At 60.7% G+C, this 22,486-nt stretch carries 22 protein-coding genes, 1 tRNA gene and 1 other RNA gene; 5 read left to right on the top strand and 19 right to left on the bottom strand.

What is annotated here, in order from left to right; all coding sequences use genetic code 11:
• Nucleotides 1-21: 21 nt before the first annotated feature.
• The 10 genes from murG to mraZ all read right to left on the bottom strand — a co-directional run bounded on the left by murG (nucleotide 22) and on the right by mraZ (nucleotide 11,901).
• Entirely contained in the window at nucleotides 22-1,119 is a 1,098-nt protein-coding gene (murG, locus tag JK208_RS04930) for an undecaprenyldiphospho-muramoylpentapeptide beta-N-acetylglucosaminyltransferase (RefSeq protein ID WP_211574548.1), read from the bottom strand.
• Nucleotides 1,116-2,309, bottom strand: coding sequence for an FtsW/RodA/SpoVE family cell cycle protein (locus tag JK208_RS04925; protein ID WP_194262142.1), 1,194 nt, complete (start codon nucleotides 2,307-2,309; stop codon nucleotides 1,116-1,118). Before JK208_RS04925 ends, murG begins: the two co-directional genes overlap by 4 nt.
• Nucleotides 2,310-2,313: 4 nt before the next feature.
• Nucleotides 2,314-3,660 (bottom strand): UDP-N-acetylmuramoyl-L-alanine--D-glutamate ligase, encoded by a 1,347-nt coding sequence (gene murD / locus JK208_RS04920; protein ID WP_211574547.1) that lies wholly within the window; start codon nucleotides 3,658-3,660, stop codon nucleotides 2,314-2,316.
• Entirely contained in the window at nucleotides 3,657-4,748 is a 1,092-nt protein-coding gene (gene mraY / locus JK208_RS04915; RefSeq protein ID WP_062028551.1) for a phospho-N-acetylmuramoyl-pentapeptide-transferase, read from the bottom strand. The genes murD and mraY overlap by 4 nt, the downstream gene beginning before the upstream one ends.
• A complete protein-coding gene (murF, locus tag JK208_RS04910; protein WP_211574546.1) occupies nucleotides 4,748-6,121 on the bottom strand; it encodes a UDP-N-acetylmuramoyl-tripeptide--D-alanyl-D-alanine ligase in 1,374 nt (457 codons plus the stop codon). The genes mraY and murF overlap by 1 nt, the downstream gene beginning before the upstream one ends.
• Entirely contained in the window at nucleotides 6,118-7,578 is a 1,461-nt protein-coding gene (locus JK208_RS04905; protein ID WP_211574545.1) for a UDP-N-acetylmuramoyl-L-alanyl-D-glutamate--2,6-diaminopimelate ligase, read from the bottom strand. The genes murF and JK208_RS04905 overlap by 4 nt, the downstream gene beginning before the upstream one ends.
• Nucleotides 7,579-7,586: 8 nt before the next feature.
• Nucleotides 7,587-9,578: a penicillin-binding protein 2 gene (locus tag JK208_RS04900; protein ID WP_211574544.1), complete on the bottom strand. Its 1,992-nt coding sequence runs from the start codon at nucleotides 9,576-9,578 to the stop codon at nucleotides 7,587-7,589.
• An 81-nt stretch (nucleotides 9,579-9,659) separates the two neighbouring features.
• Nucleotides 9,660-10,457 (bottom strand): hypothetical protein, encoded by a 798-nt coding sequence (locus JK208_RS04895; RefSeq protein WP_211574543.1) that lies wholly within the window; start codon nucleotides 10,455-10,457, stop codon nucleotides 9,660-9,662.
• Nucleotides 10,454-11,410 (bottom strand): 16S rRNA (cytosine(1402)-N(4))-methyltransferase RsmH, encoded by a 957-nt coding sequence (gene rsmH, locus JK208_RS04890; protein ID WP_211574542.1) that lies wholly within the window; start codon nucleotides 11,408-11,410, stop codon nucleotides 10,454-10,456. The genes JK208_RS04895 and rsmH overlap by 4 nt, the downstream gene beginning before the upstream one ends.
• Nucleotides 11,407-11,901, bottom strand: a complete 495-nt coding sequence (mraZ, locus tag JK208_RS04885; RefSeq protein WP_211574541.1) for a division/cell wall cluster transcriptional repressor MraZ — start codon at nucleotides 11,899-11,901, stop codon at nucleotides 11,407-11,409. Before mraZ ends, rsmH begins: the two co-directional genes overlap by 4 nt.
• Here mraZ and JK208_RS04880 point away from each other — a divergent pair.
• Nucleotides 11,900-12,052, top strand: coding sequence for a hypothetical protein (locus JK208_RS04880; RefSeq protein ID WP_211571300.1), 153 nt, complete (start codon nucleotides 11,900-11,902; stop codon nucleotides 12,050-12,052). The two genes, mraZ and JK208_RS04880, sit on opposite strands and share 2 nt — an antisense overlap.
• A 138-nt stretch (nucleotides 12,053-12,190) precedes the next feature.
• Here the strand turns inward: JK208_RS04880 and rnpB are convergent.
• Nucleotides 12,191-12,610, bottom strand: an RNA gene (gene rnpB, locus JK208_RS04875) — RNase P RNA component class A.
• Nucleotides 12,611-12,685: 75 nt separating this feature from the next.
• Here rnpB and JK208_RS04870 point away from each other — a divergent pair.
• Nucleotides 12,686-13,681, top strand: coding sequence for an alpha/beta hydrolase (locus tag JK208_RS04870; protein WP_211574540.1), 996 nt, complete (start codon nucleotides 12,686-12,688; stop codon nucleotides 13,679-13,681).
• Nucleotides 13,682-13,704: 23 nt separating this feature from the next.
• Here JK208_RS04870 and JK208_RS04865 read toward each other — a convergent pair whose 3' ends face one another.
• Nucleotides 13,705-14,175, bottom strand: coding sequence for a hypothetical protein (locus JK208_RS04865; RefSeq protein ID WP_174694494.1), 471 nt, complete (start codon nucleotides 14,173-14,175; stop codon nucleotides 13,705-13,707).
• Nucleotides 14,176-14,181: 6 nt separating this feature from the next.
• Complete coding sequence (zwf, locus tag JK208_RS04860) at nucleotides 14,182-15,651, bottom strand: glucose-6-phosphate dehydrogenase (protein WP_211574539.1); 1,470 nt, start codon at nucleotides 15,649-15,651, stop codon at nucleotides 14,182-14,184.
• A 276-nt stretch (nucleotides 15,652-15,927) separates the two neighbouring features.
• On the opposite strand from zwf, the gene JK208_RS04855 reads away from it, so the two are divergent.
• Both JK208_RS04855 and JK208_RS04850 read left to right on the top strand, forming a co-directional pair.
• Complete coding sequence (locus JK208_RS04855) at nucleotides 15,928-16,194, top strand: DUF2312 domain-containing protein (RefSeq protein ID WP_099286501.1); 267 nt, start codon at nucleotides 15,928-15,930, stop codon at nucleotides 16,192-16,194.
• A 54-nt stretch (nucleotides 16,195-16,248) separates the two neighbouring features.
• A complete protein-coding gene (locus JK208_RS04850; protein WP_211574538.1) occupies nucleotides 16,249-16,863 on the top strand; it encodes a hypothetical protein in 615 nt (204 codons plus the stop codon).
• An 18-nt stretch (nucleotides 16,864-16,881) separates the two neighbouring features.
• Here JK208_RS04850 and proB read toward each other — a convergent pair whose 3' ends face one another.
• The 4 genes from proB to rplU form a co-directional block, all read right to left on the bottom strand.
• Nucleotides 16,882-18,018, bottom strand: coding sequence for a glutamate 5-kinase (gene proB, locus JK208_RS04845; RefSeq protein WP_211574537.1), 1,137 nt, complete (start codon nucleotides 18,016-18,018; stop codon nucleotides 16,882-16,884).
• Complete coding sequence (obgE, locus tag JK208_RS04840) at nucleotides 18,015-19,025, bottom strand: GTPase ObgE (RefSeq protein WP_099286498.1); 1,011 nt, start codon at nucleotides 19,023-19,025, stop codon at nucleotides 18,015-18,017. Before obgE ends, proB begins: the two co-directional genes overlap by 4 nt.
• Before the next feature lie 100 nt (nucleotides 19,026-19,125).
• Nucleotides 19,126-19,392, bottom strand: coding sequence for a 50S ribosomal protein L27 (gene rpmA, locus JK208_RS04835; RefSeq protein ID WP_062027139.1), 267 nt, complete (start codon nucleotides 19,390-19,392; stop codon nucleotides 19,126-19,128).
• Between the two features lie 33 nt (nucleotides 19,393-19,425).
• Nucleotides 19,426-19,740, bottom strand: coding sequence for a 50S ribosomal protein L21 (gene rplU / locus JK208_RS04830; protein WP_062494728.1), 315 nt, complete (start codon nucleotides 19,738-19,740; stop codon nucleotides 19,426-19,428).
• 292 nt (nucleotides 19,741-20,032) lie between these two features.
• Between rplU and JK208_RS04825 the strand changes: the two genes are divergently transcribed.
• Nucleotides 20,033-20,122 (top strand) — tRNA-Ser (locus tag JK208_RS04825).
• A gap of 135 nt (nucleotides 20,123-20,257) precedes the next feature.
• Here JK208_RS04825 and JK208_RS04820 read toward each other — a convergent pair.
• Entirely contained in the window at nucleotides 20,258-21,190 is a 933-nt protein-coding gene (locus tag JK208_RS04820) for a TauD/TfdA family dioxygenase (RefSeq protein WP_211574536.1), read from the bottom strand.
• Nucleotides 21,187-22,485 carry an MFS transporter gene (locus tag JK208_RS04815; RefSeq protein ID WP_211574535.1) on the bottom strand — a complete coding sequence of 433 codons (1,299 nt, stop codon included), beginning with the start codon at nucleotides 22,483-22,485 and terminating at the stop codon, nucleotides 21,187-21,189. The genes JK208_RS04820 and JK208_RS04815 overlap by 4 nt, the downstream gene beginning before the upstream one ends.
• Nucleotide 22,486: the final 1 nt, after the last annotated feature.

Below are 22,486 nucleotides of genomic sequence, written 5' to 3'. Positions count from 1 at the left end.
CTCTTGGGTAGAAACGGAGGATCAGGGACGAAGAGCGGATTCAATCAGATCCGCGACTTTTGCGGCAGCATGAGGGCGCGCGCAGGACTGAGCGGCTTTTGCTGCATTTTCGAGCTTTTCAGGATGGGAAAACAGGTCTGTCAGCAGAGTGGTCAGCGCTGTGGGCGTGAAATCCGGCTGGCGGATCATCCAGGCGGCACCCGCATCCACGAGCGCCTGACCATTCGCGCCCTGTTCATCGGAGGCCGCGATCGGAAGGGGAACGAGAATGGAGGGGCGGCCTGACATGGTCAGTTCCGCGACCGAAGAGCCGCCCGCCCGCCCGATCACGAGATGTGCGTCTTTGAGGCAGGTTGGCACATCGGTGAAAAACGGGGCGGCTTCGACCTCAATACCGGCCTCCGTATAGATGGCGCGGACGCGGTCCAGATCGTCAGCCTTGATCTGCTGCGTAACTTTGAGGCGCTTGCGGAGTTCTTCGGGAAGAGCAGCAAGGGCTTGTGGGACGACTTCGGAAAAGACCCGCGCTCCGAGAGAGCCACCCCAAACCAGAAGATTGATCTGCTCTTCCGGAGCCGCATAGGCGTTTTCAAAGAGCGCTTCGATGCCTGCACGGACAGGCATGCCAGTGAGTGTCGTCTGTGCGTTTTGCGGGAGGCGCGCGACCGTTGCGTAGGATGTGGCGATCATCGGAGAAAAGCGGGACAGAAAGGCATTGGCCTGTCCAAGAACCGCATTGCCCTCATGAATGACCATGCGTGGCCGTTTTGCGGAGGGCAGAAACCGGGATGCGGTCAGTGGAGGAATGGAGGGATAGCCGCCAAATCCCACGACGGCTGCCGCATCAAGGGATTTGAGGGCGCGACGTGCTTCTCCTATGCCGCGGAGCAATGCGAGCACGCCACGGATTTTTCCGCCAAGACCCTTGCCTGCCACACCGGCACCATCCAGCACATATTGCGGAAGGTCTTTGAACAGGCCCGTGTCTCGGCGTCCATGCCGAGCGTCGGTCATGAGGACGAGGTCATGGCCTCGCTCTGCAAGAATGGTTGCGACGGCTTCGGCTGGAAAGAAATGTCCCCCGGTGCCACCGGCGGCAATAACGATGGGGCGACTCACGGCGCATTCCTCTCAAACAACGGGTTCTGGCCGTAAGATGCAGCGGCTCTCTGTGCGATTTTGCTCTGGCCGACATGGTGGCGGGTCAGGGCCAGAACCATTCCCATGGTCAGGGCGACCGACATTGCCGAACTGCCGCCATAGGAAATGAAGGGGAGCGTCATGCCCTTTGTCGGGATCAGATGCAATGTCGAACCCATGTTGACGAAGGCCTGAAGGCCGAAACCCGTCACCAGTCCCGCGGCAGAGACGATGACGAACGGATCGTCTTCATGCATCAGCTTGAGGAGGGTCCGCAAAACGATCGTTCCGAAAAGCAGAATGATGATCACGCACAGGATCAGGCCGTATTCTTCACCAGCAACCGCGAAGACGAAGTCGGCATGGGCGTCTGGCAGCAAGTCCTTTACCCGTCCTTCACCCGGGCCGCGTCCCAGAAGGCCACCGTTTCCGAAGGCACGTAATGCGGTGTCGATCTGGTAATGATCACCGACATCGGGATGCAGGAAGCGCTGGACGCGGGACTGGACGTGCGGAAAGACGATATAGGCCACAGCAAAGGCGCCTGCCATGCCTGCAACGCACAATCCAACCCAGTAGAGTTTGAGCCCATCCACGAAAAGCTGGGTCATGAAGACCATCGTGATGACGGAGAGCATTCCGATATCCGGCTGTGATTTCAGCAGGAGCAGGATGAAGCCGAAGCACAGGAAGGCAATCAGCATGCCCGGAAAGGCAATATTGCCCCACATGACGACAGAACGTCGTGCGGAAAGCAGCCAGCCTGTCACGACCGCAAAGCAGGGCTTGAGGAATTCGGAGGGCTGCACGGACATCATTGGCAGCGCGATCCATCGGCGCGCGCCCTTGATTTCCATACCATGAACCAGCGTCATGGCCGTAGCACCGAGTGCGATGATCCCGCCGATGATCGCCAGTCTTTTGATGGCTTTGCGGGACAGATACGACGTGCCGAGCACGATCCCACCAGCCAGCGCCAGAAAGATCACCTGCTTGAGAATGAACATGTTGCGCGAGGCACCGATGCGCGATGCCACCGCAGGACTGGCGGCGAGCATCAGCACATACCCCAGACCGATCAGTAGGCCGACGCAGGCCAGCGTGACGCGATCAAGGTTTCGCCACCAGCGGGCGACAGCGGAGGTCTCGACACGGGATAGTCCCGACATGGTGTCAATTCTCCAGCTTTTGCGTGAGCGTGGTGCCCGAATGGCCTGATTTCACAATATTATCGCAAATATGAAGAAAGTGTGACCCACGATCCTCGAAACTGCGAAATTGATCAAAACTTGCACAGGCGGGTGAGAGCAGAACAACCGGGACAATCTGGGCGAGAGCTGCGCTGAAGGCTGCCGAGACGGCATTCTCCAGCGTTCCGCACTGCTGGAAAGGCACGCCGTGTATGGCCAGTGTCCCAGCGAGAGTGTCCGCATCCTGCCCGATCAGAAAGGCCTGTGCGATATGGTTGAAGAACGGTGCAAGGCTTTCGATGCCGCCCGCTTTTGCAACGCCGCCCGCAATCCACATGACTCTGTCATAGGAAGCAAGAGCCTTGGAGGCAGCTTCTGCATTTGTGGCTTTGCTGTCATTGATAAACGACACACCAGCGCATTCCGCGACTTTTTGCAGGCGATGTTCCAGGCCGGGAAATGATTTCAGACCGTCGCGGAGTGCTGCCTCATCAAGGCCGAGATGACGCGCGATGGCGCAGGCTGCACCAACATTCTGGGCGTTGTGCCGGCCCGGAAGCGCCGGCCCCTCGAAAGGGGGCAGAGTATCGGCGTTCAGTTCCATGACCTGCACACCGCGTGCTGCGACCTGTGACGCAATGGCGCGGCACCAGTCATCATCGGTGCCGATCACGGCGAGGTCACCGGAAACCATATTGTCGAACACATGCGCCTTGGCGGCGGCATATCCGGTCATGTCGCCGTGCCGGTCCAGATGATCGGGCGTTAGGTTCAGCAGGCAGGCTGCGCTTGCATGAAAGCGGTCCAGCCGTTCGAGCATGTAGGACGACATTTCGATTACATAGACGCCGTCATCGGGCAGGAGCGGCAAGGCCAAAGAGGCCGTTCCGAGATTGCCACCTGCCACGCAGGGACGCCCGGCCATCGTAAAAAGATGGGCGATCAGGGCTGTTGTCGTCGATTTGCCGTTTGTGCCGGTGACGGCCACGAACGCGGCTTTTGAGCCGGATTTCCGAACGACCCGATATAGGATTTCGGCATCGGATAGGATCTGAATGCCCTGTGCGCGGGCGAGATCTGCGACAGGATGCGCCTTCGGCAGCAGGTGCGGAATACCCGGTGACAGGATGAGGGCTGTCATTCCGGACAGATCGGTTAAGGGTGCGAGAGTCAGGTTCGGATGTGCAGGCAGATCGGCGTTGCGATCGTCCCAGGCCTGAACCTCTGCGCCCATTCCGAGCAGGGCTTGGACGACAGCCGCACCGTTGCGCCCCAGACCGCAGACGGCATAACGCTCGCCTGCCAGAAGGCTAGGTGAGAAGCCGTTCATCGTAGTTTTAGGGTCGCAAGGCCGCAGAGGCCGAGCACGATGGAGACGATCCAGAAGCGGATGACGATTTTAGGTTCCTGCCAGCCCTTTTTCTCGAAATGGTGGTGCAGCGGCGCCATGAGGAACACGCGGCGTCCCGTTCGTTTGAACCAGAAGACCTGAATGACGACCGAAAGGGTTTCGGCCACGAAAACGCCCCCTACGATGCACAGGACGAGTTCATGCTTGGTGGCGACGGCGATGGCGCCCAGTGCGCCGCCGAGAGACAGGGAGCCGGTATCGCCCATGAAAACAGCTGCTGGCGGGGCGTTGAACCATAGGAACCCAAGTCCCGCGCCGATCAGGGCCGCGCAGAAAACTGCCAGTTCGCCCGTGCCCGGAACCGGATGGAGTTGCAGGTAGTCCGCAAAAACGTGATTGCCGACCAGATAGGAAATCAGGGCGAAAACCAGTGCTGCGATCACGACTGGAACGATGGCCAGTCCGTCCAGACCGTCCGTGAAGTTCACGGCGTTGCCGAAGCCGGTGATGGCGATCATGGCGAAGATCGGAAACGCATAACCCAGCGGAAGCAGCACATCCTTGACGAACGGGAAGGCGACCATGTTGCGCAGTTCTGGTGGCGTCAAATGTTGCAGCCAGATGCCGGCAATCAGCGATGTCAGGAATTCGCAGCCCAGTCGGGTACGTTTGGAGACGCCGGTCGTATTGCGCTTGGAGAGCTTCAGATAATCGTCCGCAAAGCCAACGGCGCCGAAAGCGGCCGTCGTCAGCATGACGGCCCAGACGAAGCCGTTTGTGAGATCCGCCCAGAGAAGTGTTGCCGAGAAAAGCGCAATCAGGATTAACATTCCGCCCATTGTCGGCGTGCCGGCTTTTTCCAGAATGTGTCGTTCCGGTCCGACAGAACGGATCGGCTGGCCTTCGCGTTGGATTCGTTTGAGCTGCGCGATGAAGGGTTTGCCCAGAGCCAGCGAGATGACCAGCGCCGTCAGACAGGCGCAGCCTGAGCGGAACGTCAGGTAATGGAACAGGTTGAAGAACCCGCCATGAGACGTGTCGTGGGCGGCGATAAGATTGAAAAGCATCAGGCAGAGACCGGGCTGGAGGCGTTGTCGAGGGCTGAAATCACGTCACGCATCCGGCTGCCGAAGCTGCCTTTCACGAGCAGGAGATCACCGGGGCGAAGGGCATTGAGAAGAATGGGAGCGAGGGAGGCGGCATCGGCGGCGTATCCGCCTTGAAGTTCGGAGGGGAGCGCATCGTAAAGGGCGCGCATATGGGGGCCGCAGCAGAACGTAAGAGCGTTTGCGGCCTGCACGGCGTCTGCCAGAGAGCGGTGTTCGGCATCGGCGAATGTGCCGAGTTCGCGGATGTCTCCGAGGGCTGCGACATGCCGCTGGGCCGGAAGAAGGGCAAGCGTTGCCAAAGCGGCCCGGACGCTGGGGGTGGAGGCGTTGTAGCTCTCATCCAGCAGGCGCACGTCGTTCAGGATCGTGCGGATCTGCCCGCGTCCTGCGCCCGGCACGAAACCGTTCAGGGCGTGGGCCGCTGTTGCGACGTCTTCGCCAAGGGCTGCAACTGCGCCGAGGGCCAGAGCTGCGTTTCTGGCAAGATGTTCGCCGGGTGCAGTGAGCGTCACGTTTTGCTCGCCGTTGGGCGTGTGGAGCAAAAAATGACTGCCTTCCGCCGCACAGTTCAGGGCTTCAAGGCGGAGTTCCGCTGTTGCGGAAAGGCCAGACCGCCAAAGGGTGCAGCCTCTGGGAAGAGCGTCTGTAAAGACTGTCTGACCGTGAGCATCATCAGGGACGATTGCAATCCCATGGGCAGGAAGAGCGCCGAACAGGGAAGCTTTTTCCCGCGCAATCGCTTCGATGCTGCCCATATGACCGAGATGCGCGGTTCCGATCGTGGTGATGATGGCCACATCGGGACGGACCTGCGCGGCAAGGGGCGCGATTTCTCCCACATGGTTCATGCCGATCTCGCTGATGCAGAAGCGGGCATCCTGTGGCAGCCGGGCCAGCGTGAGGGGAACGCCCCAGTGATTGTTGTAGGAAGCGACGGCGGCATGTGTCGGGCCGATCGCGGACAAGGCGACCTTCAGCATGTCCTTGGTCGTCGTTTTGCCGACGCTTCCGGTGATGGCCACGACTTTTCCGCGGAAACGGGCGCGGGCGTAGCGACCCAGATCCACCAGTGCAGTCATGGTGTCGGGCACGATCAGGAGGCGCGGGTCGTTCAGACCGGCGGTGTCATGCACGAGGACGCAGGCCGCGCCTTTGTCTAGAGCCTGCCGGATATGGGCGTGGCCATCACTACTCTCGCCGCGTAGGGCGATGAACAGGTCTCCGGGCGCGAGCGTGCGGGTGTCGATCGAGATGCCCGTGACATGGACATCGGCCTCAAGCGTGCCGCTCGTCGCAGCCCGCAGGTCTGCGCTGGTCCACAGAACGCTCATGCTGCACCTGCCAGTTCGCGGAGGACGAGACGATCGTCGAAAGGCAGGATGTCCGTGCCTACGATCTGCCCCTGTTCGTGTCCCTTGCCCGCTACGACAAGAATATCGCCCGGTTGCAGGGCCTCAAGCCCTGCTGCGATGGCGCTGCGGCGGTCTGCGATTTCCAGAGCGCCCGGGCAGGCCGCGCGGATTTCGGAACGGATCGTCATGGGGTCTTCCGTGCGGGGATTGTCGTCCGTGACGATGGCCAGATCTGCCATACGTGCCGCGACCTCTCCCATCAGCGGACGTTTGCCCCGGTCGCGGTCCCCGCCTGCGCCGAACACCACGACCAGACGGCCCGTCGTATGTGGGCGCAGGCTGGACAGGACACAGTCGAGGGCATCGGGCGTGTGGGCATAATCGACATAGGCCGCGGCACCGTTGGGTAGTTCGACGGCGCGTTCGCATCGACCGTGAACGCCTGTCAGACGTGGCAGAAGCTCGACGACCTCCCGGGCATTGGCCTCGTCCGTCCAGCACATGGCCGCTGCCAGCATCACGTTGTCGGCCTGAAAGCGGCCCGGCAGCGACAAGGATATTTCGGGTAGTTCCTCGCCATACAGGGCTAGACGAAGGATCTGACCGGAGGGCGTGGGGCGGGCATCGATCAGTCGAAGCGCCGTGCCATTGCGCCCGACGCTGCGGAGTTTCAGGTTTCGCCTGGCTACAATCGTTTGAACGGCTGCGAAAGTCTCGCTGTCCATATCGGCGTTGACAACTGCAATGCCGCCCTCGGGCAGGACTTCGCCAAACAGGCGCAGTTTGGCCGTGCGGTAGGCTTCCAGCGTCAGATGATAGTCGAGGTGATCGCGCGTCAGGTTGGAAAAGCCAGCGGCTGTCAGGGTGATGCCGTCCAGGCGGTGCTGCTCCAGCCCATGCGAGGAGGCTTCAAGCGCGACGTGATCCACTCCGTTCCGGGTCAGTGCGGCAAGAGTCTGGGCGAGCGAGACGGGATCGGGGGTGGTAAGGCTTGGAGGGGCGGAGATTTTTGTATCCGACACAAGCCCAAGCGTTCCCAGACTGGCCGCGCGGTTTCCCTGAAGGATCCAGAGTTGCCGGAGAAAATCGGCCGTGCTGCTTTTCCCGTTTGTCCCGGTGATCGCCGCGATACAGGAGGGCTGCGGACCGGCGAGGGCGAAGGCCATGCAGGCCAGAAGATGCTTGGCATCTGGGCGCACGATCACAGGGATCTGGGCCGAGATTTCTGCTGTATCATGATCTGCGATGACTGCGGCGGCGCCTTGCGAGAGAGCCTGTGCGATGAAGGCGCTCCCATCCTGTTTTGCGCCGCGCAGGGCAAAGAATAGTGCGCCCGGTCCGACCCTGCGGCTGTCGGCAGTGACGGTCAGAATGTCAGGATCGTCCGTCAGGGACTGCGATGTGCCGCAAAGGGCGAAGAGCTGTGAGAGGCGCATGGGACGGTTCAGTGCTGTGTCTTGGTCTTCGGGGAGGTGGTCTTGGGTTCGTGAGGCTGATTACGCGGGTCTCCGGGGTCATTTCCGGGGCCGAGGGCATGATAACCGGCGGGGACGACCGGGTTCATCGGAATGGCCAGAGAGGCATCGATAGCGTCTTTGTTCGCAAGATCCGGGAACTGGTTCAGGATCGGACCGACGCGGGAAATGATCTTTTTCACGGTCGGTGCTGCGTTCCAGGCTGCCGTCGTCCAGCCATGGGTCGCGGCGGTTCCCTGTGGACTGTCGAGCATGACATAGACGGCGTAATGCGGATTGTTCATCGGGAAGACGCTGGTGAAGGCCGAGACGTTGACGTGCTTCAGGTAGCCGCCATGCGCGCCAATTTTTTCCGCCGTGCCGGTTTTTCCGCCGACATAATAGCCCGGAACTTCAGCGGACTTACCGCTTCCCATCGTAACGTCGAGGCGCAGAAGTTTGCGCAGGAGGGCTGACGTCTGTTCAGACAGAACTCGTGTGCCCACAGGCGTTTCGGCACCGATTTCGTCGCTGTCGGAACCCGGACGATATGCGACCGGGCGAAGCTGTGCCGCATCAGCATCGGGCGTCGGCTTGCTATCGTCTTCGGTATCGCGGGCTACGAGCGTTGGTTTGAGCAGGATGCCACCATTCACGGTCGCGGCTGTTCCACGCACGATTGCAAGCGGCGGTTCGGCCACACCATGACCGAAGCCGACTGTCATAACGGTGGAAATACCCCAGTTGCGCGAAGCTGGAACGAGCGGACGTCCGGCTTCGGGCAGTTCGACAGGGACACGGTTGAAGAAGCCCATGTTCCGCAGCCAGTCCTGCTGCCGGGTGGCACCAACATCAAGTGCGATATGCGCGGCGGCGGGGTTGGATGAAAACGCCAGAACGCCGGGCAGCGAGAGCCACGGGGCGAAATGGTCCGTTTTCATGTCCCGGATGGTGAAGCGCCCGACGCGGATGGGGATGGTCGAAAAGCGGTCCCAGATATGCACGACACCAAGCTGAAGGCCCATCGCGGCGGTCTGGAGCTTGAAGGTCGAACCGGGCTCGTACATGCCTGTGACGGCGCGATTGAAGCGCGCATCGTTGGGGGCGTGTCCGAAATCATTGGCGTCGTAATCGGGCAGGCTGACCATCGCCAGAATTTCTCCGGTACGCACATCCATGACGATCGCGCTGGCGCCAATGGCGGAGAACTCGTCTTTTGCGGCCTGAAGTTCGTCATGCGCGACGGTCTGTACGCGAACGTCCAGAGACAGGCGTAGTGGAGACTTGTCGGAATTTAGACGCTTGTCGAAATACCGCTCCACCCCGGCGATGCCATGATCGTCGATATCGACGCTGCCCATGATCTGTGCGGCAGTCCGGCCCAACGGATAGTGACGGCGTTCGCCCGCTTCGAAATAGATGCCCGGAATACCCAGATTATTGATGGCGATTTCCTGAACGGGGGAAATATCGCGCGCCAGATAAACGAACTGCTTCTTCAGCGACAAACGCCGGATCGTCTCGTCCCGGTCAAGCTGCGGCAGGACTTTGCGGAGTTTGTCCGCTGCGTCTGTCGGGTCGATCAGCTCCATCGGGTTGGCGTAAACCTGCGCCACGGGCAGCGAGAGCGCCAGAGCCTGACCCGTGCGGTCTGTGATGGTGGCGCGCTTGACGGTCGGCAGTACGAAATCGCCGGACATTTCCCCGCGCGGATCGCTTTTGGGAATCTCGGGTACCTGTGGGGCGATCTGACGCTTTTCCGGTTCCATCGGCATCAGGACCGTGGCGACGGTCGCCTTGAGGGCCACGGCACCATAAATCGCCAGAAAGCCCATTCCGACGCCGAGAAGGCGTCCGTGCATCTGGTCAAGATTCAGGCGGCTGCCTCGCCGTGATGCCGCACCTTTCCGGGAACGTCCTGACGGCACATCCTGACGCGCGGGGCGCTGCGAACCGGAAGAAGGTGGCACGTCCTGGGGCATCGTGCGGGGGTGCGTCCTGTTGAAGGGCTCGCCCTAAGCTATCCGAGAATGCTGAACGAGCGGTTAACGATGGAAGGGCTTTCAGTTAGCCAACGGCACCGGCGCGGGCAATGCGTCATTTGCATTTGCCAGAGCGGAAAGTTGAGCGTGATGCGCCCGCGGACGCTCTTCCGCAAGGCGGGTCGTTACAGGTGCATGGCTGACATGAACAGTCTGCGGATGCCAGGCAGCCACCATCAGCGGAGCAGGGTGGCTCTCACGATAGCTGACAAGATGCACGTTCGGCGCCGTGTCCGCATGGCTGTGACCGGACGCTGTAGCGGGACGGGGTGTGGCGGAGGCCAGCTGGACGTCCGCAGCGCGAGCATGGAAAGGGTGCGTCGGGATCGCGGCAGGTTTGACGGCGACCGGGGCAGGATGACTTGCCATGGCTACGACCACTGGGCGGGGTGCTGGTGCACTCTGGGTTGGAGGCTGTGTATGCACAGCAGGCTGCTGCGGGGCGGGCAGGGGCAGATGTGCGGCTTCTGCGGCCCTGTTGACGACTTCATGCAGACCTTCGCGAGGATCTGCCGCCTGCGCTTTCGAGCCGGGAGCCGGAAGATGCGCTTCAAGAGACGTCATGCGGATGAACTGGTCCGGCTCCATCGGATGGAGCGCGGGGACGAAGCGGGCAGCGAGCGTGTTGAGGCGGTCCGGCTGGTTCAGGAGGGCCCATTCCGTCCGCAGCATGGCGGTCTGGCTTCGCACGCGCTGCGTGTCCTGCACGATTTTCGTGATTTGCTGGTCCAGAACCGTGGTCTCATGCTTCTTCGTATAGAGAAACAGGCCGGATCCTGCGGCAAGGACGGCACAGGCGACGGTGAAGGGCCGGATCATGAGGAGATTCCTGAGGCGGGATTACGGACCAGTGCACGCAGACGGGCGCTGCGGGCGCGCGGATTTTCCCGGGATTCCTCGTCCGTAGCGGAGAGGGGGCGGGAATGGAGAAGGGAAAAAGCCGGCGCGTTCTGGCGAAGCGGAGCCGGTTCGTAGCGGGAAGGATTTCCCGTCCGTCCTGCGAGAACAGCCATGGCACGTTTCGCCAGACGGTCTTCGAGGGAATGGAAGGTGACAACCACGAAAATACCGCCCGGTGCCAGAAGACGCGGCGCGGCGTCCAGCGCACGCTCCAGTTCGCCAAGCTCGTCGTTCACGGCAATCCGCAACCCCTGAAAGCTGCGGGTTGCGGGGTCGATATTGGCACGGTCGCGGGGAACGCAGCAGCGGATGATATGGGCAAGCTGGCCAGTCGTGGTGATCGGAGCTTCAGCACGGGCCGCCACGATGGCGCGTGCGATGCGGCGGGAGAGTTTTTCTTCGCCGTATCGGTAAAGAATGTCCGCGAGGTCCGCTTCCTTGAGGTCATTGACCAGATCGGCGGCGGAAGGACCGTCCGAACCCATACGCATGTCTAGTGGGCCATCGTTCCGGAACGAAAAGCCGCGCTCGGCCTGATCGATCTGAAAGGACGAGACGCCCAAGTCCAGTACGATCCCGTCAAACGGGCCTTCTGCACCGACCAGAGATTCCATGTCACCGAACGTGCCCTGATGCATCCGCAGTCGTCCGTTGGCCTGTGCGGCCATGGCGTTTCCGCGTTCGATGGCTGCCGGATCACGGTCGATGCCGTCGAGGGTGCAGTCAGCAGCGTTCAGAATGGCGCGGGCATAGCCACCGCCGCCGAACGTACCGTCCAGATACCGGCCACCAGCGCGGGGTGCGAGGGCTTCGAGTACTTCATGCAGCATGACGGGGACGTGCCCCGAGTGAACCAGAGTGATCGCGTTCATTCGGCTGCTCCCGCAGTGTTTGTAGCGGCAGGCGCGCTGACAGGGCGACGGCTCGTTGCAAGTGTTTTTGCGCGGCCCCGGGCAGCCTGACGGCGCTCTTCGGCAGCGGCGGGATGCCAGATCTGGAATGTCCGTCCCAGCCCCATGAAAGAGACTTCATCCGTCAGCGCCGCATGGGTGCGCAGGGTTTCGGGAAGAATGATTCGGCCTTCCTTGTCGCTATCCAGTGGATAAGCATCCGCGTAGAGGCTGGCGGCCAGATCTTCGTGGTCTTCCGAAAACGGATCGTATTCGTCAAGCGGAGTGGCAAGGGAGGCGAAAGCGCCAGCCGTCCAGCCCTCAATGCATGGGTGGAGGTGGGACGGACGGAGAATCACCAGCGGATCGCCCGGCTGGGCCTGAGATTTCAGAGCAGCACGGAAAGGTGCAGGAATAGAGACGCGTCCCTTGGCATCGAAACGGTTCTGATGCGTGCCGAGGAACATGCTCATGAACGATGTGCCTCCTTCCTGCATTCAGAAACCGGGTATTCGGCTGCTGATTATTTGGCTTGGTCTTTATTGGGATATCATGGGATTTCATGGGACGTCAAACAGATATCGTCAAAAAACCGCAGAAAACTGCGGCATTTTCAAAAGTTGAAATGTGACAAAAATTTTTGCTGTTTGTTAGGGTTTATCAGGGATAATCGCGGAGGCGGATCTATACCTGCCGTTATTTGTTCTGTTTTTGTTCTTCTTTGGGGAAGGGGACAATTACTAGAAGAACAGATTTTCAGAGGGTGCCAGACGGCCTGTAAGCCGGGTTCTGTCCGCCCGAAAGCGGGACGATCATTCCTCTGGGACCTGCATTGCTGCAGGCCTCACGCAACCAACCCGAACGACGGGGCGAGAAGCCCCCGGCTTCCTTGCGGAAACCTGCCGTTCCTATTCGGTCTTGCTCCCGGTAGGGTTTACCGTGACCATCGCCGTTGCCGGAGATGCGGTGCGCTCTTGCCGCACCGTTTCGCCCTTACCCGCAACGTATTTTCCCCGCGATAAATCGCTGAAAAAACAGTCCGGCGGGCGGTCTGTTTTCTGTGGCACTGTCCCTAGGGTCGCCCCCGCCGGCAATTAACCGGTACCGTTTTCCCGTGGAGCCCGGACTTTCCTCCCTGTATGCGATCCTCATCGCACACACAGCGATCGTCCAGCCGTCTGGCGGGGCAGACACTGCTCCGGGATGCCTGCGGGGTCAAGGGCAGACTTTTTCTGATGACCGGAGCATAAGGGATAAATGCGCCCGACCCTGACATTGCGGATCTTCCTGTTCTGGCTGGCCCGACAGAGCCGCAGACGTGGTGTTGCACCGCGGACAATCGCTCTTGACGAAATTCCGCCCATCCCTGCCCCACAGCCTTCTGCGGACGTCCTGCGACAGATCCGCCGTGTGACGGGGCGGCCAAGTTTCCCGGTCAGTCTTTCGTCGCTGCGGATCCGTCAGTGGCGTGAGATCCGCGTTCCCGGGGCTGAGGGAGAGCGGAATGCCCGTCTGTACCGGCCACGGGGGAAAGTCAGAGGTATTGTGTTGTTTCTGCACGGCGGCGGATTCGTGCATTGCGATCTCGTCTCGCATCACGGGATCTGCTGCCGTTTGGCAGCCGCTTCAGGGGCAATGGTGCTGTCGCTGGATTATCGTCTTGCGCCCGAGCACCGTTTCCCGGCTGCTCTGGATGACGCCAAAGCCGCGCTGGAGTGGATTTTCGCGACTGTGCCGACTGATGTGCCTGTGGCTGTGGCGGGTGACAGTGCGGGGGGCAATCTTTCTGCCGCGCTCACGCAATGGGTCCGTGCGCGGGGATCACGCCCGCTCAGCGCCCAGCTTTTGTATTATCCCGCCCTGAGCGGTCCGTTTGTTCCGCCGTCCCGTCAGGCTTATGCGGACGGGTACATGCTGAGTGTGGAGCTTCTGTACTGGTATTGCGGCCAGACGCTGGCGAGTCCGGAGCAGCTTTTCGATCCGGCATTTTCGCCATTGCTGGCTGACGATTTCAAGACTCTGCCGCCCGCTATGATCGTCACTGCGGGGTTCGATCCACTCAGGGGCGAAGGCGAACTTTATGCCCGTCGCCTGAATGAGGCCGGGGTGCCGGTTGTGCTGAAAAACTTCCCGCGTATGATTCATGGTTTCCTGAACGGCTACGCGCTGTTCCGGGATGGGCGGCGGGCGTTGAGAGAAGGGGGACTGTTTCTGCGCGAGGCTTTTGCGCAGGAGAAAAACAGAGCGTCCTAAGGCGCTCCGTTTTTTAGAACACCTCAGAGAGGCAGATCGTGGAAGGAGCCGGGCGTTCCCGCATCGGTCTGTACCGTCCGGTCAGCCCGGTTGATTTTCAGGCTGAACAGTTTGTCGGCTGACGGTTTCTCGCCGGGGCAGCCATTACCGTGGCGTCCGAGAACGTCCATCGTCGGTGTATTGTCGGACGCGCTGCCGTTCACGACGAAGACGAGGCAGTTTCGCGGTAGATCCGTCAGATTGTCCTTCACCACCGCAAGGCGGAGATGCTCCACCAAAGCGGTGTTGTCGAACCAGCTCAGCTTGCTGAACGTAATCTTGTCATAGGACATGTCCAGCAGTCCGCTCCGGACTGCGATGAACATGAGCAGAAAAGCCGGGATGACCACCAGAAGCCGCCGCAGCAAAAGCTGTTTGAAGCTGCGGGGCTGACGGCGTGTATTTTTGCCAGGCGCGCGGCCCAGACGGGGCGTTGCGCTTTTATCATCACTCAAATGTGGTCACTCCGAGGCTTCGTGCCAGGTGTCGCCATGCTCGGCAAGCAGACGGGTCGCCTGCTCCGGACCGTAGGAACCGGCGCTATAGGTCTGCATGGGTACCTTATTATGCTTCCACGCATCAAGGACCGGTTCAGCCCAGCGCCATGCCGCTTCGACTTCGTCGCGACGGATGAAGAGGACCGGATCGCCTCGGACCGCGTCAAGCAGCAGCCGCTCGTAGGAGTCGGGGAAGGGCATGCCGCCTTCCATACGGATGGAGGTGTCCAGATCCGCCGTGTGGAGGTTGAACACATCCAGCGCGGGGTTCTTGACGTTCAGGCGCAGTTCCACACCCTCATTGGGCTGGATACGCAGCACGAGGCGGTTGCTGGCGGGAGTGGCACCGAACATCGTGGTCACAGCCGGGCGGAACGTCACGACGATTTCGCTGACCTTGCGGGCCGAGCGCTTGGCCGTGCGGATATAGAACGGCACGTTTTTCCAGCGGGGCGTATCCACCCAGGCGCGGACTGCAGCAAAGGTTTCCGTGGAGCTGGGCGTGCCCAGTTCTTCAAGATAGCCCGGAACGTTCTCGCCACCGATCACGCCAGCCGTGTATTGCGCACGCACGGTCTCGGTCGCCGCGCTGGCTTCGGTGATCGGGCGCAGCGCGTTCAGAACCGCCAGCTTGGCGTTGCGGACGGCATCGGCCTCAAGGGAATCCGGCGCTTCCATGGCGACCAGACACAGCACCTGAAGCAGGTGGTTCTGGATCATGTCGCGCAGTGCGCCTGACGTATCGTAATAGGCGGCACGACCTTCAACGCCAACAGTCTCGGCAGCAGTGATCTGCACGCTCTCGATATGTTCTGCTGACCATGCCGCATTGATGAGCGGATTGGCAAAACGCAGGGCGAGAACGTTCTGGACCGTCTCTTTGCCGAGATAGTGATCGATCCGGTAGATCTGCTTTTCCGGGAAATACTGGCCCACACCGTCATTGATGGCGGTTGCGGTCGCCATATCCGTTCCGATGGGCTTTTCGAGCACCACGCGCGAGTTGGCCGTGATCAGCCCGTACTGGTGCAGATTTTCGCAGATGCTGCCGTAAAGCTGCGGCGCGGTTGCGAAATAAAAGACCCGTACCCGGTCAGGCTGCGCCTTGGCGAAGAGGGACGTCAGGCTGTCCCACTGCTCGCTCTGGCGGCTGCTGTCGAGGGTCACATAGTCCAGACGGGCCAAAAAACGGTCCACCAGTCCGGGGTTCAGGACATCCGAAGGAAGGAAACGCTCGAGCGCCTCACGGGCACGCGCGACATAGGCCTCACGGCTCAGCTCTGTCCGGGCGGCTCCGATGATGCGGGCATCATCCGGAATCTGCCCCAGCCGGAGGCGGTTATAGAGCGCGGGCAGCAGCTTGCGCATCGTGAGATCGCCAGTGGCGCCGAAGATGACATAGTCGAAAGGCTCGACCTGCTGAAAATGTTCCATGGAAGACTCTCTGACCTCTCGAACCCGCAGACCGGGAAAAAAGGGTTAAGGTTCAGGCCGTTTCAGGCACCGTCTAGTTCCCTGTCGGGGGGCTTTCTGTCAAGGGATGAGCCGTGCACGACATCGGGAGAAAAGCTTCGTCATGTTCACGCGTTCATGAAACGTGCGCATAATTCCGTTGACCGTCCGACCCTCATCACGATAAGCCGCGCGGCGGATGCTGTGTTGGCGCAGCGTCGGCAAAACATAGCCCAGACGACATAAGGAAACCGGACCATGGATGCAGAAATCAAGAACGAAGGCGCTGCCACGGGCGGGATCGCTGCGGACCGTCTGCGCTCCATTATCGAGCGTGTCGAGCGTCTGGAAGAGGAGCGCAAGGCTCTGGCCGGCGATATCAAGGACATTTTTTCCGAAGCCAAATCGGCCGGATTTGACGTAAAAGTCATCAAGCAGATCATCCGTCTGCGCAAACAGGAACCTGCAGAAATCGAGGAGCAGGAAACCCTGCTCGATATCTATCGTCGCGCCCTTGGAATGTAATTCCGGCCGCCGGAACATCGAACACGCCACTTTCAGACTGGACCGGGCCTCCTCATGATGTCTGATTTTTCATGGCTGCCAGGCTGGGCCCTCGAGTGCCTGGTCGTGGTAGCCGCACTGTTTGGGCTGGCACTGCTGTGCATGCCGTTCGCTGTGTTCGGCACCAAGCCCCGGTTGCAGGATCTGGAGTTTCAGATCGCCGAGATGCGTGCTGAACTCCGGGCCCTGAACCTGCGTCTGGCAGTCTCGACACGTCCGGACACTCTTTCTGTGGAGCCGGTGGCGCAGACCGTCGCTGCATCTCAGGAGCGCATGGCGCGGATAGATGAAGACTATCTGATGCCCGCACATACCCTGCGTCCTGATCTGCCGTCCTATGAGGATGGTCCTGGGCAGAGTGGCTCGGGGCAGGGCATTACGGGACGGGCAGACCCTGAGACCCTGCCGCGCCGGGGTTTTAAGGCGGCATCCACTCCAGCGAGAGACGACCTGCCTAGTGCGCCCGAGCGGGTCTGGTCGCGCGCGCCATGGGAGCAGGGCGCAACAGAGACTGCGCGCCAGCCTCTGAGTCGCGCCATTGACAAGAAGCAGTCCGCAAAAATAGTTGCGGAGAGTGACGCTTACCAGCCCCGTTCCGAACCTAAGCTGCGCTGGCCCCCAAGGGGCTGAACAGCAGGGCAGGGCGTGTCAGGGATGATCGAGAGCCAGATCATCCCGATGAATTAACGCATCCCGGCCGCGATATCCCAGAAGCTGCTCCATTTCGCCGGAGCGGTGTCCGATCAGTTTCAGACTTTCATCCGAATCATAACCGATCAGGCCGCGCCCGATCACGTTGCCTTCAGCGTCGCGGATGGCGACAAGATCGCCGCGTCCGAACGCGCCCTCAAGTCCGGTTACGCCTGCGGGAAGGAGGGAGGCACCCTCCTGAAGTGCGCGGCACGCGCCTGCGTCAATTGTCAGTGAGCCTTTGGGGTGGAGGCTCCCGCCAATCCAGCGCTTGCGGGCTGACCCTGCATCGGTCTGGGCCAGGAACCAGGTGCAGAGGCCACCATTTTGCAGTCTGCGCAGTGGATGGTGACCCTGTCCGGCCGCAATGACCATGTTCGCACCGGCGCGCGTTGCAATCTTTGCAGCCAGCAGTTTCGTGCGCATTCCGCCCGATGAATAACCCGGTGGCGGCTCGCCCCCCATGGCCATGATGTCGTCGCTCATCTGTTCGACCACGGGAATATGCCGTGCAGACGAGTCCTGTCGCGGGTCGGCCGTATAGAGCCCGTCAATATCGGACAACAGGACCAGGCAATCCGCTCCCGTCATCTGCGCAACGCGCGCGCCCAGACGGTCATTGTCGCCGAAGCGGATTTCGCTGGTGGCGATGGCATCATTTTCATTGATGACCGGCACGCAGCCCAGATCGAGCAGTGTCTGGAGCGTGGCGCGGGCGTTGAGGTGGCGCTCACGGTTTTCCGTATCGTCCGGCGTCAGGAGAAGCTGTGCCGCGACCAGATTGTGGTCCGCCAGCGCTGCACTCCAGCCCTGTGCCAGTCCGATCTGCCCGACACTGGCCATCGCCTGTTTTTCGTCCAGACGTAGTTTGCGGGACGTAAGGCCAAGACGATGCCGGGCAAGAGAGATTGCGCCTGACGAGACCACAATGACCTCAGCGCCCTGCGCGCGCAGATCAGCGATGTCGGCGCACACACTCTGTAACCATCGCTGGCGCAGAGTGGCGTTTGCTGAATCGACCAGAAGCGCGCTTCCGATCTTAATGATGATCCGGCGGGCCTGCGCCAGATGAGGAGCACAAGCCGCAGAGTTCATCCCTGCCGGTCCTGTTTGGCAGCCGTGACACGATCCTGAAGCATCCGGAGCAGTTCGGGCAGGCCTTCCTGCGTCGCGCCGGACAGCATCAGCACTTCGGCTCCGGATGCCTTGGCCAGTGCCCGCTTTTTGGCGGAACGTTGTGTGGGCGTCAGGGAGTCGCACTTGTTCAGCACGATGATCTCGGGCTTGGCTGCAAGCTCCGGATCGTAGGCCTCGAGTTCCTTGCGGATCAGGCGCCAGTGTTTGACGACCTGACTTTCTGTCCCGTCGATCAGGTGCAGGAGCGTCGCGCAGCGCTCCACATGGCCCAAGAACCGGTCCCCAAGACCCGCGCCCTCGCTGGCCCCTTCGATCAGGCCGGGAATATCGGCGATCACGAATTCTTCAGTATTGTTCAGCCGGACCACACCAAGCTGCGGGTGCAGGGTCGTGAACGGGTAATCGGCAATTTTGGGGCGTGCACGGGATGCGACGGAAAGAAGTGTCGATTTGCCCGCGTTCGGAAGGCCCACAAGACCGATATCGGCAATCAGCTTGAGGCGCAGCCACACCCAGCGCTCTTCGCCCGGCCAGCCTTTATCGGCCCGGCGTGGCGCACGGTTGGTGCTGCTTTTGAAGTGGGTGTTGCCAAGGCCGCCATCACCGCCGCGGCACAGAAGGACTTCCTTGCCCTCGGCGTCGAGATCGGCCAGCAGGGTTTCGCGATCCTCGTCGAAGATCTGCGTGCCGACGGGAACATTGATGGTGACATTTGCAGCGGCAGCACCGGTTCGGTTGGAACCTGCGCCATTGCCGCCCTTGCGGGCCTTGAAATGCTGCGTGTAGCGGAAGTCGATCAGGGTATTCAGGCCGGGGACCGCACGGAAAAGGATATCACCGCCACGGCCACCATCACCGCCGTCAGGACCGCCATATTCGATGTATTTCTCGCGCCGAAATGCGATCACGCCGTCACCGCCGTCACCGGAACGCACATAGATCTTGGCCTGGTCGAGAAACTTCATCGTATTGTCCGAAAGAATAAGGTGAGGGGCGCTTTATACGCAAAAAGGCCGGTCCCGAACAGGACCGGCCCTTTCTGCTCGCGCTGGAACAGCGGGCTGCTTATTCAGCGGCTTCCGGCAGTGCTACGGAAACGTGGACGCGGCCTTCTGCGCGGCGCTGGAACTGCACGTGGCCGTCCACCAGAGCGAACAGCGTGTGGTCGCGACCGATACCGACATTGGCGCCAGCCTTCATCTTCGTGCCGCGCTGACGGACGATGATGTTGCCTGCGATGACGCTTTCGCCACCGAACTTCTTCACACCCAGACGACGACCTGCACTGTCGCGTCCGTTACGGCTCGAGCCGCCTGCCTTTTTTTGTGCCATGACTGTTTGTCCTTACCTAAAGTGTCTGGCCAATCAGGCCGCGTTGATCGCGTTGATACGCAGGACGGTCACCGGCTGACGGTGGCCATTTTTGCGGCGGCTGTTCTGACGGCGACGCTTCTTGAAGATGATCACCTTCGGCAGACGATCCTGAGCGACGACGGTTGCCGTCACGGTTGCGCCAGCAACCAGCGGTGCGCCAACGGTCACGGTGCCTTCGCCGCCAACCATCAGGACGTCGGTGAAGGTGATGGTGCTGCCGGCTTCAGCTTCGAGCTTCTCGACCTTGAGGATGCTCTCGGGAGCAACGCGATACTGCTTACCGCCGGTGCGGATGACTGCGTACATTCTGGAAACTCTCTCTGTTCCGATCTCGTGGTCGCTGCTGCCGGGTGGTCCCGGTCTGGCGCGACCCAGTCGCTTTTTGTCGTTGGCTCCAAGGCAACCACATACACTGCGGTCGTATGGAACAGCCGCGGTCGATACAGATATGAAGGCTTTCAGTCAATCAGAAACGACTAAAAAACCGCGCTGCAACCATATTTCTCGCAGGAAGGCGTTTCTACCCTCTTGCAATATCGGATAAAGCCCGTCATAAGCCCCTCCGTCGATCAGGTTCAGCGCAACAGCAGAGCCGTACGGAGAGGTGCCAGAGTGGTCGATCGGGGCGGTCTCGAAAACCGTTGTGCCTTCGCGGGTACCGTGGGTTCGAATCCCACCCTCTCCGCCAGATAAATCAACAATTCCCTGATTTTCCAGAGCGTTATCTGATTTATCGAAATGCGTCCGACTGTGGACGCCATCTTAAAAATTAAGGCAACCACACATTAAAGTTGTCTGGTTTGGAAATGTCTTTGCTCATGTTTCAGTGATCGAGGTCTTGGCCGTCATCCGGACCTTTGAGCAGGCGGCTTTTTTCGCCCGCAATGCTGATGGGCGTGTCTCCGCGTACAGTGATCCGACGGAGGAGGCGGGGATGGGTGTCGAAGTCGGCTGTGGCATAATGCTGCGTGGCGCGGTTGTCCCAGATGGCGACATCACCGGGCTTCCAGTTCCAGCGGACAGTGTTGTCGATCTGCGTAATGTAGGACTGGAAGATTTCCAGTAACCGGTTGGCGTGCTGGGTAGGAATTCCGCGGATTTCTTTGAAGAAATGACCCAGAATGAGTGTGCGTTCGCCGGTTTCCGGGTGAATGCGAACGACGGGGTGCTCTGTTTCATAAATTCTTGAGATGAAACGGGCGCGAAAATCGGCAATTTCCTCATGGCGAAGATCGTATTTGTAGAAATTGGTATCGTAATCGTTGCCATGAACGGCCCAGAGCGTATCGGCAAGCTGTTTGAGTGGGGCGGGCAGGTCGTCATAGGCCGTGGCCGTGTTGGCCCAGAGAGTGTTGCCACCATAAGGCGGGATCGTGATGGCGCGCAGAATGGAGGCTTTAGGATAGGCGGGGACGAACGTGACATCCGTATGCCAGGAATCCGTGGAGCGGCCGTTGCGGGAGTTCAGCTCGAACGTATAGGGGGTGCCATCTGCGGCCGGGATGGTCGGATGGAGGATCGGGTCTCCGAAAACGCGGCTGAGTGTTTCGTGCTGGGCGTCATCGAGGAACTGATCGCGCAGGAAGATCACCTTGTGGCGCAGCAGTGTCTCCCGAAGAAACGCCTTGTGTTCTTCAGGCAAAGGCTCTCGGGCATTGATGCCATGAATGATGGCACCGATGCGGGACGTCACCTTTTCAGCGCTGAGGGTGTCGGCGAAGGTGGGTTCGTTGGGGACAAGGCGGAGGGTCGTCATGAGGGAAGTCCTTCGGGCTGGGGGACTGCGGTGCTGTTGAGAGGGCGGTCGGGGCGTGTGAGGGGCGGGGGTGTGATGAAAAAAGTGAGGATTGCGCTGGCCAGAAAAAGCGCGGCGTAAATGAGGATAATGCCCTGCGTGCCGACAGCACCTTCAAAGGCATAGACGATGAAGGGGCCAATCCAGACGCTGCTGCCCGCGCCGAGGTTCAGCAGGGACATGGCGATGCCCTTGTGGTCCGGCAGAAGGGACGGCGTCAGGGCCGAGAGCGGTACATATCCGGCGAGTGTCATGCCGAAGACGGCAGCAGAGGCGTAGACTGCGAACAGGCTGCTCTGTGCGTAAAGCAGGGGAATCCAGTACAGCCCAACGCAGCTCAGCGCGCTGCCGATGCCGCCGAACCAGATGACAGTCTGGCGCCAGGAAATATAGTCGCTGGCAAAACCGATCAGCAGGTTGAAGACGATATTGCTGGCGAAGATGATTTCCAGAAACCGGATCCACACATCCTGCGACAGGCCCAGTCGGCTGGTGAAGAAAAAAGGCATGAAGACGATCAGGCCATGTGTGGCGCTGGAATTGACCGCGCGCACGATGCAGGCCAGTCCCACGCCCGGATTGTGACGGATCTGGCGGAATGTTTCGCGCAGGGTCGGGGCGATATCCTTCAGGCTTCCTTTCTGCGACCGGGGCGTGGCAGGTAGGGGCAGGATGGCGAGAACGCCCCCCGCTCCTACGCCGAGCAGGGCGATCCAGAGCGTAACGTACTGGCCGTATACCGGCAGAAGAAGTTGTGCCACGATTGAGCCGACCGTGGGCAGGCCGCAGGTAAAGCAGAACCAGAACAGGCCGACGGCCCGTCCCAGACGGTCCTGCCGGACCGTAGTGACGAGCAGGGTCAGCAACCCGTAGGAGAACAGCGGATAACCTGCGCCCCGTAATCCGTAGGTCAGCAGCAGGAGCGCGGGAGAGTGGGCCGGAATGGCCACGCCAAGAAACAGGATCTGCGGGAGAACCCAGAACAGCAAGCCTGCCGTCATGACCGTGCGGCTGCTGAAAATATCGCATAGCAGGCCCGAGAACCAGGCCGCTAGGGCAGCAGCCAGACCATAGGCCGTAAAAAGGAGGGCGACGAAGTGCTCCGTCTGGCCCGTCTGGACCAGAAACGGCGACAGATAGCCGACCTCGACACCATCTCCGATCATGAAAACCAGAAGCCCGGCATATTGCAGCGCAAAGCTCCGTGGCAGGCGACTGGCGGGCAGGAGTGAGGCGGTGGGAACCATCGTCTGCATC

Source organism: Gluconobacter sp. Dm-74 (assembly GCF_018256135.1).
In the GTDB taxonomy this organism is placed as follows: domain Bacteria; phylum Pseudomonadota; class Alphaproteobacteria; order Acetobacterales; family Acetobacteraceae; genus Gluconobacter; species Gluconobacter cadivus.
The sequence above is the reverse complement of the archived record's forward strand: the minus strand, read 5'-3'. Positions and strand labels throughout refer to the sequence as shown.

What these genes read in the sequence shown, in the direction of transcription:
- murF (WP_211574546.1), bottom strand. Translation starts at nt 6,121, where the DNA reads ATGAGCGTTCTGTGGACCAGCGCAGACCTGCGGGCTGCGACGAGCGGC.
- mraY (WP_062028551.1), bottom strand. Translation starts at nt 4,748, where the DNA reads ATGCTTTTCAATCTTATCGCCGCCCACGACACGTCTCATGGCGGGTTC.
- JK208_RS04925 (WP_194262142.1), bottom strand. Translation starts at nt 2,309, where the DNA reads ATGTCGGGACTATCCCGTGTCGAGACCTCCGCTGTCGCCCGCTGGTGG.
- JK208_RS04880 (WP_211571300.1), top strand. Translation starts at nt 11,900, where the DNA reads ATGAACGATGTGCCTCCTTCCTGCATTCAGAAACCGGGTATTCGGCTG.
- JK208_RS04850 (WP_211574538.1), top strand. Translation starts at nt 16,249, where the DNA reads ATGATGTCTGATTTTTCATGGCTGCCAGGCTGGGCCCTCGAGTGCCTG.
- JK208_RS04870 (WP_211574540.1), top strand. Translation starts at nt 12,686, where the DNA reads ATGCGCCCGACCCTGACATTGCGGATCTTCCTGTTCTGGCTGGCCCGA.
- murD (WP_211574547.1), bottom strand. Translation starts at nt 3,660, where the DNA reads ATGAACGGCTTCTCACCTAGCCTTCTGGCAGGCGAGCGTTATGCCGTC.
- JK208_RS04855 (WP_099286501.1), top strand. Translation starts at nt 15,928, where the DNA reads ATGGATGCAGAAATCAAGAACGAAGGCGCTGCCACGGGCGGGATCGCT.
- mraZ (WP_211574541.1), bottom strand. Translation starts at nt 11,901, where the DNA reads ATGAGCATGTTCCTCGGCACGCATCAGAACCGTTTCGATGCCAAGGGA.
- rplU (WP_062494728.1), bottom strand. Translation starts at nt 19,740, where the DNA reads ATGTACGCAGTCATCCGCACCGGCGGTAAGCAGTATCGCGTTGCTCCC.
- rpmA (WP_062027139.1), bottom strand. Translation starts at nt 19,392, where the DNA reads ATGGCACAAAAAAAGGCAGGCGGCTCGAGCCGTAACGGACGCGACAGT.
- JK208_RS04900 (WP_211574544.1), bottom strand. Translation starts at nt 9,578, where the DNA reads ATGCCCCAGGACGTGCCACCTTCTTCCGGTTCGCAGCGCCCCGCGCGT.
- zwf (WP_211574539.1), bottom strand. Translation starts at nt 15,651, where the DNA reads ATGGAACATTTTCAGCAGGTCGAGCCTTTCGACTATGTCATCTTCGGC.
- obgE (WP_099286498.1), bottom strand. Translation starts at nt 19,025, where the DNA reads ATGAAGTTTCTCGACCAGGCCAAGATCTATGTGCGTTCCGGTGACGGC.
- JK208_RS04905 (WP_211574545.1), bottom strand. Translation starts at nt 7,578, where the DNA reads ATGCGCCTCTCACAGCTCTTCGCCCTTTGCGGCACATCGCAGTCCCTG.
- rsmH (WP_211574542.1), bottom strand. Translation starts at nt 11,410, where the DNA reads ATGAACGCGATCACTCTGGTTCACTCGGGGCACGTCCCCGTCATGCTG.
- proB (WP_211574537.1), bottom strand. Translation starts at nt 18,018, where the DNA reads ATGAACTCTGCGGCTTGTGCTCCTCATCTGGCGCAGGCCCGCCGGATC.
- JK208_RS04815 (WP_211574535.1), bottom strand. Translation starts at nt 22,485, where the DNA reads ATGCAGACGATGGTTCCCACCGCCTCACTCCTGCCCGCCAGTCGCCTG.
- JK208_RS04895 (WP_211574543.1), bottom strand. Translation starts at nt 10,457, where the DNA reads ATGATCCGGCCCTTCACCGTCGCCTGTGCCGTCCTTGCCGCAGGATCC.
- JK208_RS04820 (WP_211574536.1), bottom strand. Translation starts at nt 21,190, where the DNA reads ATGACGACCCTCCGCCTTGTCCCCAACGAACCCACCTTCGCCGACACC.